At 35.5% G+C, this 13,166-nt stretch carries 15 protein-coding genes and 1 other annotated feature (1 of these 16 running past the window's edge); of the genes, 5 read left to right on the forward strand and 10 right to left on the reverse strand.

The annotated features are described in order from the left end of the window. Window positions 1–24: 24 nt before the first annotated feature. Complete coding sequence (locus ASO14_RS11555; RefSeq protein WP_068455381.1) at window positions 25–717, reverse strand: class I SAM-dependent methyltransferase; 693 nt, start codon at window positions 715–717, stop codon at window positions 25–27. A gap of 117 nt (window positions 718–834) precedes the next feature. Here ASO14_RS11555 and ASO14_RS11560 point away from each other — a divergent pair, with 117 nt between their 5' ends. Next, window positions 835–1,359, forward strand: a complete 525-nt coding sequence (locus ASO14_RS11560) for an NUDIX hydrolase (RefSeq protein WP_068455383.1) — start codon at window positions 835–837, stop codon at window positions 1,357–1,359. 39 nt (window positions 1,360–1,398) lie between these two features. On the opposite strand, the gene ASO14_RS15055 is transcribed toward ASO14_RS11560, so the two are convergent. From ASO14_RS15055 to ASO14_RS11580, 5 genes are read right to left on the reverse strand one after another with little or no spacing between them, the layout of a single operon-like run. Further along, window positions 1,399–1,548 carry a hypothetical protein gene (locus tag ASO14_RS15055; RefSeq protein WP_156422372.1) on the reverse strand — a complete coding sequence of 50 codons (150 nt, stop codon included), beginning with the start codon at window positions 1,546–1,548 and terminating at the stop codon, window positions 1,399–1,401. 3 nt (window positions 1,549–1,551) lie between these two features. Beyond that, the gene (locus ASO14_RS11565; protein ID WP_068455385.1) at window positions 1,552–2,451 is read right to left on the reverse strand and encodes an RluA family pseudouridine synthase; all 900 of its coding nucleotides are present in this window, start codon (window positions 2,449–2,451) and stop codon (window positions 1,552–1,554) included. Between the two features lies 1 nt (window position 2,452). Further along, window positions 2,453–3,259 carry an NAD kinase gene (locus ASO14_RS11570; protein ID WP_068457533.1) on the reverse strand — a complete coding sequence of 269 codons (807 nt, stop codon included), beginning with the start codon at window positions 3,257–3,259 and terminating at the stop codon, window positions 2,453–2,455. After that, window positions 3,259–3,936 carry a GTP diphosphokinase gene (locus ASO14_RS11575; protein WP_068455387.1) on the reverse strand — a complete coding sequence of 226 codons (678 nt, stop codon included), beginning with the start codon at window positions 3,934–3,936 and terminating at the stop codon, window positions 3,259–3,261. Before ASO14_RS11575 ends, ASO14_RS11570 begins: the two co-directional genes overlap by 1 nt. A gap of 20 nt (window positions 3,937–3,956) precedes the next feature. Beyond that, on the reverse strand, window positions 3,957–4,346 hold the full coding sequence (locus ASO14_RS11580) for a UPF0738 family protein (protein WP_068455389.1): 390 nt from the start codon (window positions 4,344–4,346) through the stop codon (window positions 3,957–3,959). A 104-nt stretch (window positions 4,347–4,450) separates the two neighbouring features. Here ASO14_RS11580 and ASO14_RS11585 point away from each other — a divergent pair, with 104 nt between their 5' ends. The 4 genes from ASO14_RS11585 (at window position 4,451) to ASO14_RS11600 (ending at window position 7,459) form a co-directional block, all read left to right on the forward strand. Further along, complete coding sequence (locus ASO14_RS11585) at window positions 4,451–5,041, forward strand: CYTH domain-containing protein (protein WP_068455392.1); 591 nt, start codon at window positions 4,451–4,453, stop codon at window positions 5,039–5,041. Window positions 5,042–5,047: 6 nt separating this feature from the next. Continuing rightward, window positions 5,048–5,842 (forward strand): lytic transglycosylase domain-containing protein, encoded by a 795-nt coding sequence (locus ASO14_RS15285; protein ID WP_068455395.1) that lies wholly within the window; start codon window positions 5,048–5,050, stop codon window positions 5,840–5,842. A gap of 394 nt (window positions 5,843–6,236) precedes the next feature. Continuing rightward, the gene (locus tag ASO14_RS11595; protein ID WP_068455398.1) at window positions 6,237–6,641 is read left to right on the forward strand and encodes a globin domain-containing protein; all 405 of its coding nucleotides are present in this window, start codon (window positions 6,237–6,239) and stop codon (window positions 6,639–6,641) included. Further along, window positions 6,638–7,459 (forward strand): DsbA family protein, encoded by an 822-nt coding sequence (locus tag ASO14_RS11600; protein ID WP_068455401.1) that lies wholly within the window; start codon window positions 6,638–6,640, stop codon window positions 7,457–7,459. Before ASO14_RS11595 ends, ASO14_RS11600 begins: the two co-directional genes overlap by 4 nt. 916 nt (window positions 7,460–8,375) lie before the next feature. Here the strand turns inward: ASO14_RS11600 and pepF are convergent. The 4 genes from pepF to spxA form a co-directional block, all read right to left on the reverse strand. Further along, window positions 8,376–10,190 (reverse strand): oligoendopeptidase F, encoded by a 1,815-nt coding sequence (gene pepF / locus ASO14_RS11605; RefSeq protein ID WP_068455404.1) that lies wholly within the window; start codon window positions 10,188–10,190, stop codon window positions 8,376–8,378. Window positions 10,191–10,240: 50 nt separating this feature from the next. Then, the gene (locus ASO14_RS11610) at window positions 10,241–11,317 is read right to left on the reverse strand and encodes a competence protein CoiA (RefSeq protein WP_068455406.1); all 1,077 of its coding nucleotides are present in this window, start codon (window positions 11,315–11,317) and stop codon (window positions 10,241–10,243) included. A 160-nt stretch (window positions 11,318–11,477) separates the two neighbouring features. After that, a complete protein-coding gene (locus tag ASO14_RS11615; protein WP_068455409.1) occupies window positions 11,478–12,125 on the reverse strand; it encodes an adaptor protein MecA in 648 nt (215 codons plus the stop codon). A gap of 262 nt (window positions 12,126–12,387) precedes the next feature. Further along, on the reverse strand, window positions 12,388–12,783 hold the full coding sequence (gene spxA / locus ASO14_RS11620) for a transcriptional regulator SpxA (RefSeq protein ID WP_068457536.1): 396 nt from the start codon (window positions 12,781–12,783) through the stop codon (window positions 12,388–12,390). A 347-nt stretch (window positions 12,784–13,130) separates the two neighbouring features. Beyond that, window positions 13,131–13,166: a binding site (T-box leader), on the forward strand (it continues 188 nt past the right edge of the window).

Consider the following 13,166-nt stretch of genomic DNA (forward strand, 5'->3'; position numbering starts at 1 on the left):
AAATAAGATTTTTTGCTCAAATGGTTATCGAATTTTCACATAGTAAGAAGCAGTGATAACATGTGTTTTTTCATAATGATAAAGAAGTGATAAGCCGTACTGCTGGAGTAATGCTACAACTTCTTCATCTGTAATAGGCACTAACTGCTCGCCAATTGACGCACGAAACTTCTCCCACTCTTTCTCCGCTGCGCCTTTTCGTAACATGCCTACACGCCAAACATCGAGTTGTTGTTCAAAATCTGCACGACCAATCTTCCCATTTATACTCGATAAGAATAGTGTACCCCCTACTTTTAAACGCGCGGAAATCGCTTGAATCAATTGGCGTTTTTCATCGTCTGTCTGTAAAAAGTGGAGAACGAGATGACAGGTGATAAGATCGACTGCATCCACCTCTACTTCATGGAAAGGTTTTGCAATGTACTGAATATCTGCTTCTTTCCCTTCTTGTATTAGACGATATTTCGCAAGTTCAAGCATTTTTTCTGATGGATCAATTGCGAAATAACATGCTTTCGGTAAAACATCAATGAGTGTACTCAGTTCCTGTCCTCCACCAGCACCAACAATGGCGACGGAATGAACTTCTCGACAATCGGTTACAACAATATCTTGCATCACTTCAAAAATCGATGCATAGTTTAAAATACGTTTTCGAATTGTTTCGTTGTACTGCATGGCTTTGTCATGCTCCCACTGGAATGGATTCTCCATGTGTGCCAACTCCTTTTCTTATGAAAATCACCGTGAAACCTCTATACTACATGTTATACCCTTTTCATTATTGTAATCATTTCAAAATAGAAGTGCGAATACGAGAGGTGGAACATCATGGAAGAATTTTTTGATATTTATAATCGAGATCGTATAAAGCAACACCGACAAGTAAGGCGCGGTGACCCACTTCCACCGGAAGATTTACACATGGTCATTCATGTCTGTATTTTTAACGAACGTGGTGAATTACTTATTCAACAACGACACAAAACTAAAAATAGTTGGGCTAATCTGTATGATGTAAGTTGCGGTGGCGCAGCACTTGTAGGCGAAACAAGCCAACAAGCAGCGGAGCGTGAATTGTATGAGGAGCTTGGTATTATGTATGATTTTTCAGAGATGCGTCCTCAATTAACGATGAACTTCACACGTGGTTTTGATGATTACTATATTATTGAATCATTTGTAGATGTTCACACATTACAACTACAAGAAGATGAAGTGCAAGAAGCACATTTTGCGACAAAAGAGGAAGTATTACAATTGCTACGAACAGAACAATTTGTACCTTATTTTGAAAGCTTTATTCACTTATTATTCGAAGCCAAAACAGCTTACGGTTCTGTTAAAAATCAATAAAAAAAGAGATGCGGAGGAAATTCCTCTGCTTCTCTTTGGTTACTTCAAAATCGAAAAGATCAAGTCACCTTGGGATTCTGGTTCATAGCCATTCTTTTCAGGTTCAGCAGCTGTCTTGTTTTGTGCGATGAAGAAAGCAACTCCAACAAGACATAAACTAACAATTAGTAAACTTATTTTCTTTTTCATCATTTACTCTCCTTTTAGTTGAGCGATTTCAGCTGGTAATACAGCTTCAAATATAATCGGCTCGTTCGTAATCGGATGCGCAAGTGATACATAGACACAATGCAACGCCTGCCGCGATAAAAAGACTGTGCTTCCACCATATAATTCATCCCCAACAAGTGGATGACCGATCGATGCCATATGGACACGAATTTGATGTGTACGTCCTGTATAAAGCTTTAATCGAACGTGCGTCATCGGCTGTCCCTCTTTTGTAAATCGTTTTAGAACAGTATAAGCCGTATGTGCGTATTGACCATGCTCTGAAACTGTACGTTCCACCATGCTCGCCTCTTTTCGAGCAATTGGTGCAATAATTTCTGCCTGATCTTGCTCGACATGTCCTTCCACAATTGCTTCATATTCACGATGAATCTCATGCTTTTTTTGACGTTCAGATAGAATGTAATGAATGTAGCTGTGCTTTGCAACACACATTAATCCTGAAGTATCACGGTCTAAACGGTTTACAATATGTACCGTTGACGCAATGTTCTTCTTCTGAAAATAATGCACTAAACGACTTGCGACACTATCCTCCTGATGTAAATAAGAAGGGATGGTCGCAAGTCCCTCTGGCTTATTTAAGACGATAATTTCTGCATCTTCATACACAATATCGAGTGACTTTGAACTCGGTTGAATATGTTCACTCGGCTGTTCTAAAGGAAAATAAATCGTCACGAGGTCGCCTACCGATAGCATATGTCGCACTGTCTTTTCTTCGTTATTGACAAGTAATTGTCCACCGCGATGTTTAATCGCTGTTAATCCTTTTTTAGAAATTCCAAAAGAAGAAAGAGCCTCGCGTAGAAGCTCTTCTTTTGTTGCTTGAAATTGAATCGAATATCGTTGTTCTGTCATATTAATCCTTTAAATCGCTATCGATGAATGAATCATGTACACGTTGCCAGAATGGGAATGCTTTAAATCGAGCAAAACGTACTTTTTCTTCTGCGACACGATATTGTATTGATTTTACATTTTTGTGTAGTAATTGTACATGGTCTACCGTTACCATAAAGTCTTCCGCCTGAACGGGCTTTAAAACACATGTATGATGTGCCGGCAAAATAAGCGATGAACCAACTGTACGGAATACACGATTGTTAATCGAAGCCATCTCTGTAATTTGGAAACCTTCTAATGATGGGTGCAAAATCGCACCGCCTAGCGCCTTGTTATACGCTGTACTACCCGACGGTGTTGATACACAAAGACCATCTCCGCGGAAACGTTCGAAACGTCGTCCATTTAATTCGACGTCCATCACAAGTGTGACTTCAGGTGATTTAACCGTCGATTCATTCAGCGCAAGGTATGTAAAATTCTCGTCTGAATTTTGATAGTTAATCGTCACTTCAAGAAGCGGATATTCAATCGCACGAAACTCCTTTTTCGAAATCGCAATGACTAGCTTTTCTAATTCTTCTGGTTGCCAATCTGCATAAAAACCTAAATGTCCTGTATGAATGCCTACAAAAGCAACTTCAGATAACATATGTGTGTAACGATGGAATGCATGAAGTAATGTCCCATCTCCACCAATTGATAACACAATATCCGGCTTTTCTTCATTTAATTCTAAACCAAAATCAGTTAAATGCGTAATCGCTCGCTCTGCTAGTTCGTTTGATGTTTGGTCGTTTCTAGATTGAATAGCGAATCTCATCATGACGATTGATCCCCTTTCTCCTCATCAGATTCTACGTTCGGCTTCGTTAACTCTTTATACTCTGTAAAATATTGCTGTGCTTCATGAATTTCATTTCGAATAAGCGACATTTCTTCATCTAAACGAAATGCGGCTTCTGCTGCAAACTGCAAGCGCTTCATAATTTCTTCAGGAAACTCACCTTTATATTTATAATTTAATGAATGCTCAATTGATGCCCAAAAGTTCATCGCCAATGTACGAATTTGAATTTCAGCTAAAATTTTCATTTCGCCTTTAATCGTTGCAACAGGATATTCAATAATTACATGATAAGAACGATATCCACTTGCTTTTACATTAGTAATGTAATCTTTTTCTTCTATAATCTTTAAATCATTTCGCTGACGAAGTAGCTCAATGACCGTATGAATATCATCGACAAATTGGCACATGATGCGAACACCTGCGATATCTTGTAGTTCATGTGCTAATTTTGTAGATGGCTCAAAAACAAGTCCTTTTTCTAACGTTTTATCGTAAATACTTGCGAGCGGCTTCACACGTCCTGTCACAAACTCGATTGGTGACGTTTGATTCGTCTTTTGAAATTGTGTACGAATGCCTTTTAGTTTAATTTTTAATTCGTCTACGGCTTGTTTATAGGGCTGCAAAAATCGATCCCATTGTCCCATGACAAGACCCCCTTAACGTCTTAGGCTTCTGCTAAAATTGCTGAGAATGCTTCTTCAACAGCTGTGACAAAAGCTTCTCCATAATTTGAATTTCCTTCTATATTAAATAACAATGCTTGCAATTCTTCAAACATTCCTGTTAATGTGATTGCTTCTTCTCCAATGACAACAGCTGGATCTTGTTCTTGTTGAATCATTTGGACTAATGCATCCCACGAAGATTGTTGAAATACGAAATAACTAAATGCATCATTTTCATCAATGACATAAATAAAAGCCATCTCATCTGAATCTGTAATGACGCGATTCGCTGGCTGCCACTGTCCTTCTGGTGCAGTTGTTAATGTGAACTGAATAGCTCCTTCATTATTTGAGCCTTCATGAATTAAATACGTTTTTCTCACTGTCATCTTCCCTTCCGATTATCTCTCGTATATTTTATCATAAGACAGTAGTATTATTACAGTAACATTCCATTTTTCGTAGACAACTGATTTGAAAGGATGATTCCATTATGTCGCAAGAATTAGAAATTGAATTTAAAAATTTACTTACACCATCTGAATTTGAACAATTAATCGCACATTTCCATGTAAAACCAGAAGCTTTTCACTTACAACACAATCATTATTTTGATACAAAAGAACAAGCACTTCGCCACTTAAAATCCGGACTTCGCATTCGTCAAACACCGACGAAAAACGAAGTAACATTAAAAGAACCAACGAATGGTATTGCACTAACAGAAACGACTGATTCTCTCACATTAGATGAAGCAGAGGCTATTTTACAAGGAACTCAAGATTTCCCTGAAGGTGACGTAAAAAATAGACTACAATCTCTACACATTGACAGCAAAGAATTACAAAAAATCGGTACACTTTCAACAAATCGTGCCGAAATAAAGTATAAAGGCGGTTTATTGGTGTTTGATCATTCACAATATGCCGACCAAGAGGACTACGAGTTAGAATATGAAGTACAAGACGAAGTAAGTGGTCGATTCATATTCCAAGAACTATTACAATCACTTCACATTCCAATTCGCCCAGCAAAAAAGAAGCTTGCACGATTTATGCAAGCCATTCAAAACAAAAAGGAGTAAGGTCACATGGATGTATCTGCTTTACAGCAAATGGTTCAATTACAAGCACTTTCTCAAATGACATCTGGTACTCAAGCAAATGCAAGTTCATCACCTGCTACAGGGGATGCTTCTTTCCAAGCATTATTTAGTCAAGCTTTAGGCGGTCAAACACAGAATAGTTCAGCGACACCTAACTTAACGCAATCACTTGGTTTAACAAATGGATTGAATTCATTAAGTCAAAATAACACATCAGCTATGGCAGCGATGTTAATTAGTTCACTGAGCGCTTCACTTGCGTCTAATTTACTTGGTGGTACATCAGGCGTATCAAATAATGTAGGAACGAATCCTGCTAATATGTATCAACAATATGTAAATACTTATCAAACGAATGCAGCGAAAACCGATACAATCGCACCAACATCAAGTAACTCCCCTAAGACGAAGTATGATGACATCATCAAGAAAGCTTCTGAAACTTATGGCATTCCTGAAAAGATGATTAAAGCAGTTATTAAACAAGAATCAGACTTTAATCCGACTATTAAAAGCTACGCTGGTGCAGCTGGTTTAATGCAGTTAATGCCTGCAACTGCAGCTCATGTAGGTGTAACGGATGTTTATAACCCTGAGCAAAATATCATGGGTGGTACAAAATATTTACGTATGATGCTCGATAAATTCGGTGGCGATTATAAAATGATGCTTGCTGCATATAACGCAGGACCTGGAAATGTCATGAAGTATAATGGCATCCCACCATTTAACGAAACACAAAATTATGTAAAAAAAGTGATGAATAATTACCAAGCATAATATTGCATTGAAACAAATTAAGAGGCATGCCAAAAATGGCCTGTCTCTTTTAATATGAATGACCTTTTATCTCTACAAAATCCTTTATTTACTTATTCTCTATTTGTTTTATACTATGTAAGTGTTGTTTTTTAAGATACACTCTTTCTTTTTACATACTTTGTCTTATTATCGGGACAAATATCAAATTCATCTTACACGAATGGTTATAAATAACTATTTTATATTTCATTAAAAGAGCGCTAACAGTTAAAAAGTATATCTTTTTCGTTCTTTTTTCACATAGTTCTAATGAAATCTTTTCCCTTTTTTCGTATTTCAGAAACCATTTGTTTGAGAAATCCGAAGTCAGTTGATATGATAGATATATAGTTCAAGTAAAGGAGTATGATTCATGACTCAAAGACCGATTATTCCTTACGAGGAAATTGGAGCAGAGACTTTAGATAAGATGTTACATATTTTTTATGCTAAAGTAGCGCAAAATCCAATATTAAAACCAATTTTTCCAGATGATTTTACTGAGACTACTCGTAAACAAATACAATTTCAAACACAGTATTTAGGTGGTCCAAATATATATACAGAAGAACATGGACATCCCATGTTAAAAGCACGCCATATGCCATTCAAAATTACACCTACGCGCGCTCAAGCCTGGTTAGAGTGTATGTCTGAGGCTATGGATGAAGTAGGGTTAGAGGGTAAATTTAGAGAAGTCTATTATAAACGCCTTGTTTTAACAGCCCACCATATGATTAACGCACCTGATGAAGATGAGGAGGTAATGGAGGAGTGACTCATTTACAATTAGTGACGGACCCTGTCTCGCCACCGGCATCCTATAGCAAACCAATTGAATTATATGTATTTATTGATTTACTTCAGCCGAAAAGTAGAGACTTACATGCGATTATTCGTAAATTACAAGTAAACTACGGCCATTACTTTTCAATTCGTTTTATTTTAAGTACTGAGCTGTCTTCATTAAATGTTGCTTGTCATCGTATTAACAACTGTGCAAGCCATGAAGAACTTGTTGATTTATCACATCCTGTATTGCCTTCAATTGCTGTGAAAGCAGCTGAATTGCAAGGTAAAAAAGTAGGGCACCGTTTTTTAATGAAACTCTTTGAATATCAGATTACGGAAGAAAAAAATATTCGTTCATGCAATACCTTAACGGAAATTGCTAAAGCTGTTTCATTAGATGTTGAAGAATTTGAAGCAGACTTCCGCTCGCTAGAAGCAGCGCGTTCATTCCAAAGTGATTTATGTATTACACATGAGATGGATGTACAAGAAGTACCGAGCTTTGTATTCTTCAATGGCAATATTGAAGATGAAGGACTAAAAGTTTCTGGAACCTATTCTTATGAAATTTACGAGCAAATTTTATCAGAATTACTCGAAAAAGAATTAGTACAAGCACCACCACCACCATTAGAAGAGTTATTTAAAAAATTCCATGTATTATCAGCTGAAGAAGTGGCTAGTTTTTATAACATTTCAGAAAAAGCAGCTGATCGTGAATTAAAAAAACGTTTACTCCAACAAAAGATTGAACGCATTCATTGTAAACATCATTCGCTATTCCGCTTAAAAACTGCATACTAATTATAAAAAGAACTTTGACGTATCAAAACGTCAAAGTTCTTTTTCATTTATCAAAAATACTTCTGTTGATAAAAAGGAACTCTCATATGAACAATTTTTATTTTTGCTATTATTTTTATAGGATTTAAATAAATATTCTTTCTACCTAATGTGTTTCATAACAGTTTTCATCATAAAAAAGCGAATATACTTATTTATAAAACGTTTTCAAATAATTACCGTTAAGATTTGGACGTTTTTTCTTTTCATATCTATACTTATCGTTCGCATATATATAAAACTGTATTACTCTACTCATATCTGTACTATTTTACTTTTCTTAAAAAAATAATACAGATAACAAAACATCTAATTAAGTGATTGATTAAATGTTTTATTATCTGTATTTGTTATTAATAAATAAATGAAATTTTCATCAGGGAATTTTTGACATCTATAAAAATTACAAAAAAAATAAAATGAGCGACTCTACGAGAGCGCTCATTTTCACAAAGGGGATGGGAGAAATGTTCACGTTCAAACAAAGGGGTGTATGTTTGTTTGTGATTTATTTCACACTAGTTACTTTATCACTTATATCCCTATATAGCAATGGTTTTATTTTATTTTCACATTTTAGACACATTGAAAGCGATACCAAAATAACACTTGTAAAAACCGATAAAATCCGACAAAATAAACTTCTTTTTTATTTCATAAATACCAAAATAAGTATTTTTATTTTCTATGAAATTTATCATATCTTCGTTTCCTTTTAGATAAAAATTTAGCATGATCTATTTAGAGTATATTTCATTCTACTTTCTTCTTCTGTGTTTATGTGATTTTAAGACTGTATTATTCAAACTTCTTTGTTTTTTGAATACATATCAAAAAAAGTTGGTTCCACTTCATCGTGAAACCAACTGATTGTACATTATTTTTCTAAAAGTAATGCTTCTAATTTTTCTAAGTTACGTTCAAATTGATTGAAAGCTAATTGAATTGGTTCAGCAGACTCCATATCAACACCTGCTGCGCGTAATACATTAATCGGTGTATCCGAGCAACCTGCTTTTAAGAAGTTGTTTGTATAACGCTCAACTGCTGGTTGACCTTCATTTAGAATTTGTGTGCTTAATGCAATCGCAGCCGATTTACCAGTCGCATATTGATATACATAGTAATTATAGTAGAAGTGAGGAATACGTGCCCACTCTAATGCAATTTCTTCATCACTAATCATATCCTCACCGAAGTAGAATTTATTCAGTTCATGATATTTTTCAGATAGCGCATCTGCTGTTAATGGTTCACCATTACGGTCCATTTCATGAATCAAATGTTCAAACTCCGCAAACATTGTTTGACGAATAATTGTACCGCGGAACGAATCTAGCCAGTGATTTAAAATATAGATTTTTAATTTCTCATCTTCTACATTTTTCAGTAAATAATCTGTTAGTAACTCTTCATTACACGTTGAAGCAACTTCTGCTACGAAAATTGAATAATCCCCATAGACAGCCGGTTGGTTGTTACGTGTATAGTAACTATGAACAGAGTGACCAAATTCATGCACCAATGTATATAGATTATCTAAATTATTTTGCCAGTTCATTAAAATATACGGATTCGTTCCATATGAACCTGAAGAATAAGCTCCACTACGCTTCCCTTTGTTCTCTACAACGTCTACCCAGCGATTCTCAAGTGCCTCTTTAACAATACCTACATATTCATCGCCCATCGCTTCAAAGCTGTTTAACATATGCTCTGTTGCTTTTTCGTATGGCATGTCCATCTTTGTCTCTTTTACAAGTGGTGTATAAACATCCCACATGTGCAGTTCATCGAGGCCAAGTACTTCTTTACGTAATTTTAAATAACGGTGCATTAAATGAATATTTTTGTGTACTGTCTCGATTAATTGATCATACACTTTTTCTGGAATATGATTATTCGACATAGCTGCTTGGCGAGCTGAATCATATTTACGAATACGAGCAGATACCGTATGTGCTTTAACATTCCCTGCAAGTGTTGAAGCGAATGTATTTTTGAATTTACCGAATGTCTCGTACATCGCCTTAAATCCTGCTTCACGTACAGAACGATCTGCACTCTCTAAAAAGTGTACATAGTTACCATGTGTTAACTGCACATCATGCCCGTTCTCGTCTTTAATGACTGGGAACTCTAAATCAGCATTATTCAACATACCGAATGTATTAGAAGATGATTGTGTCACTTCACCCATTTGCGCTAAAATCGCTTCTTGCTCTGCTGGTAAGACATGAGCACGCTGTTCATTAATTTCATCTAACTCTTGTTTATATAAGCGTAATGCTTCATTATTTGCTAAGTAGTCTGCGATTTGTTCTTCTGATAATGAAAGAATTTCTGGTGTTAAGAATGAAAGTGCTGTTACTGCTTTCGCTACTAATGAGCTACAGCGACTATCTAGCGCTTGGAATTCACTATTTGTTGTATCTTGATCTGCGCGCATATGCGAGTACGCATTTAACTTACCTAAACGTGTATATACTTCATCACGATATTGAAGAACAGCTAACATTGCTTCAGCACCGTCTTTTAATGTACCTTGAAATGCAGGTGCTTGTGTTAATAAGTTTTCTACCTCTGCATATTCCGTATTCCAATCTTCTACTGTCGCAAAAATATCCTCTAAACGCCATGTTAATTCTTCTGGTACTTCATGACGTAATGGCATTTTTTTCACTTCTGTCATCTGCGTAACCCCCTACTTTATACTTGGTTTATTTGTTCTTTTCCATTTTCTCAATTATCAAACTTTAATGCAACATATTGGCGATAAATTTCTTCGGAAATCGAACTAATTTCTAAATCTTGCCATGATAAGGTAGGATTTTCACGTTGAACGAAGTCAATATACGTCCTAATTGCTCGTTCAGGAATACGCCATGTACGATTATGATGATACAATTGCGATGATAAATCTTGTGTCACTCCTGAGCGGATGAAGCAAGTCAGTGCTAATTGCCATTCAACAGGATGAACAGATAACTGGACACTACTTGGGATACCAATCCAATTCGGTAGTGCTTGCAACATAATTTTATGCTCGTAACACAACTTAAAAAAGGAATCTTGAATACCACGACGGTTAAAGCGTAAGCGATTTACTAAATAGCGCTCACGTTCTTGCAACCACTGTTCTGCTATTTTTTCTTGTTCAAACGGAATCACTAACTCCAGCGGAAAAGGTTGATGATGAATGGGTGTTCTTTTCGCTGTGGTGAGATAGCGACGACCTGCAATATGAATCAGATGGTCATACATTTGAAGCTGCTCTCTTTCTACATCAAATGTAAGAAGTTGTCGGTTTAATATGAACTGTTGATAAAAAGGAGCTAATTGAACACACTGAATCCCTTCATAAAAAGACGGCTTCGCTTTGACAATCCAGAGTGGTTCAATTCCTAGTTTCTGATATCCTCTGTTTCTCTTTGTAAGTCGTTGCGGCGTTAAAGCACTACATTGAAACTCAACCGCTATGTATTTATCCTGTTGTTGAATTAATAAATCAGGGCGTTGCTGAATCGCTTTTAGATAAGGTTCCACTAATACCGGAATATGTTGAAATTGTAACCAGCGATATAATGCGTACTTCCCTTGTAAATGAAGTGCTGATTCTCCTTCTGAAAAAACCTGACAATGTTCATTTTTTCGATGCGCAAAATGCGGAATCATGACTTGTCCAATTTTTAAAACCAATTGTTCATGACATGCTGGACAATAAAAATGTTGTGTTTGACGTATTTCAAGCAAGCGCTCTTTGGATAATTCATGCGTTAAATAAACCATCTCTTGTTTTTCAGTTAATGCACTCAGCAATACATGACCCCCTTATCGTGATTTTACTCACTATAAAAGAAATATTCCTCTTACTCAACTGTTAAAAAAGGGTGCTTTTTTAAAAAACAACAGACTAAATCTAACGCAAAAAGAGAACTTCACCATATAAAATGATGAAGTTCTCTAATTTTACTTGTTTTTAAAAATGTTCGCGTGTGATGGCGAAACAATCGCCTTCCATAATCGCTTTTCCGTATTCACGTAGTACATGAATTGTCTGACTTGAAAGTTTTGCATACTCTAAAATCGGACTTAGGAAATCTTGTTGTAATTCAACATCTACCACTCGTGTGAAGTCAATGTACAAGTAATATCGACCTTCATATACATATAACTCATTCACTTCATCAAAACCACTTGGCATTGATTTTGCTAGCGGAATCAAATCATCAAAGCTCTCTAATTCAAAAACAGCGTCCTCTAACAACTGGAAGGTATCTGTTTCAAAATCTTGTGCATTGGTTGTGAATGGATCGGATTCAAACATATTTGCAAACTGACTTCCCTTGTTTTGTACATCTAACATACCTTCATTAAATAATTCATGTGGTGCATTTACAACTGTCACTGTTAATTCAAGACCGACTTCTTTCGCAACTACTTGAATCCAGAGTGGACCGTTCACTTCAAATTGATCATCGTCAATTTCATCCATCATGACCCAGAATAGTTCTTCGCCTTTATCTCGATTAAACCAAATTTCATCTTTTGTAAAGCCACGTTCTTCTATATCTTTATATGAAATCACAAGTTTTAGAGTATTGTCATTAATGCGTTCTATATCCATACTAAACAACTCCCTTCAGTTAGTTATGACTTACTGCAAATTGCTTACGTGAATAACTAACTCTACTACTTCTATTGTAAGTGTTCAACAGAAAAAAAGAAAAGAAAAAGATTCTATTAGCTATTGTATATGAATTGTAGAAAAGTCTCACATGAAATGCAATCGTTTTGACTTGATTTTTATATTTTAGTACGTCTTTTAAAAACGACGCACTTTAACATAAAAAAACTAGCGCACAATGTATTCACTGTACGCTAGTTTGCTAATTTACCATACGCTGTGCTTCTTGAAGTTGATAAGCACGTACTTTACGTGGTAAGAAACGACGAATTTCATCTTCGTTATAACCTACTTGCAAACGCTTTTCATCTAAAATAATCGGACGACGTAATAAACCTGGGTTATCTTGAATTAATTCATATAACTTTTGTAGAGGTAGTGTTTCTACATCCACTTTTAATTTTTGGAAAGTTTTAGAACGTGTCGAGATGATTTCATCTGTCCCATCTTCTGTCATACGTAAAATTTCTTTGATTTCAGAGATTGTTAGTGGTTCCGCAAAAATATTACGTTCTTTATATGCAATATCATGTTCCTCTAACCAAGCCTTTGCCTTACGACAAGAAGTACAGCTCGGAGATGTAAATAATGTTACCATCATATCTAGCACATCCTTTCAAATGTATAGAGCTAAACGATTGTTATTTTTAAATTAGAATAAATCTAATAAAGAATTATAAACTTATTATACAATACAATCATTCGTTTGAATATAGTTTTTTAAAAGTTTTACAATGTGTACATATTGTATCTACTAACACTTTTTCATCTATATCTAGTTTCGCTACATATATTTATTCCCTTATTCTCATAAACATAAACCTAGTTTTCAAAATATTTTTTCTCATTTAGCATACAACGACTGAAAATAAAAACCGAAAATACGTTCACCCCTTGACACGCTTGCATTTGCAGAATGTTTATCATATAATCAAAACAATGAAATAGTAGGCGAAGATGAAGAGTAGTACATCAAGTTTT

Origin of the sequence: Kurthia sp. 11kri321 (genome assembly GCF_001534765.1) — a bacterium.
Taxonomy (GTDB): Bacteria; Bacillota; Bacilli; order Bacillales_A; family Planococcaceae; genus Kurthia; species Kurthia gibsonii.

Coding starts and splice junctions, on each gene's coding strand:
- ASO14_RS11555 (WP_068455381.1), bottom strand. CDS start 717: ATGGAGAATCCATTCCAGTGGGAGCATGACAAAGCCATGCAGTACAAC.
- ASO14_RS11560 (WP_068455383.1), top strand. CDS start 835: ATGGAAGAATTTTTTGATATTTATAATCGAGATCGTATAAAGCAACAC.
- ASO14_RS15055 (WP_156422372.1), bottom strand. CDS start 1,548: ATGAAAAAGAAAATAAGTTTACTAATTGTTAGTTTATGTCTTGTTGGA.
- ASO14_RS11565 (WP_068455385.1), bottom strand. CDS start 2,451: ATGACAGAACAACGATATTCGATTCAATTTCAAGCAACAAAAGAAGAG.
- ASO14_RS11570 (WP_068457533.1), bottom strand. CDS start 3,259: ATGAGATTCGCTATTCAATCTAGAAACGACCAAACATCAAACGAACTA.
- ASO14_RS11575 (WP_068455387.1), bottom strand. CDS start 3,936: ATGGGACAATGGGATCGATTTTTGCAGCCCTATAAACAAGCCGTAGAC.
- ASO14_RS11580 (WP_068455389.1), bottom strand. CDS start 4,346: ATGACAGTGAGAAAAACGTATTTAATTCATGAAGGCTCAAATAATGAA.
- ASO14_RS11585 (WP_068455392.1), top strand. CDS start 4,451: ATGTCGCAAGAATTAGAAATTGAATTTAAAAATTTACTTACACCATCT.
- ASO14_RS15285 (WP_068455395.1), top strand. CDS start 5,048: ATGGATGTATCTGCTTTACAGCAAATGGTTCAATTACAAGCACTTTCT.
- ASO14_RS11595 (WP_068455398.1), top strand. CDS start 6,237: ATGACTCAAAGACCGATTATTCCTTACGAGGAAATTGGAGCAGAGACT.
- pepF (WP_068455404.1), bottom strand. CDS start 10,190: ATGACAGAAGTGAAAAAAATGCCATTACGTCATGAAGTACCAGAAGAA.
- ASO14_RS11615 (WP_068455409.1), bottom strand. CDS start 12,125: ATGGATATAGAACGCATTAATGACAATACTCTAAAACTTGTGATTTCA.
- spxA (WP_068457536.1), bottom strand. CDS start 12,783: ATGGTAACATTATTTACATCTCCGAGCTGTACTTCTTGTCGTAAGGCA.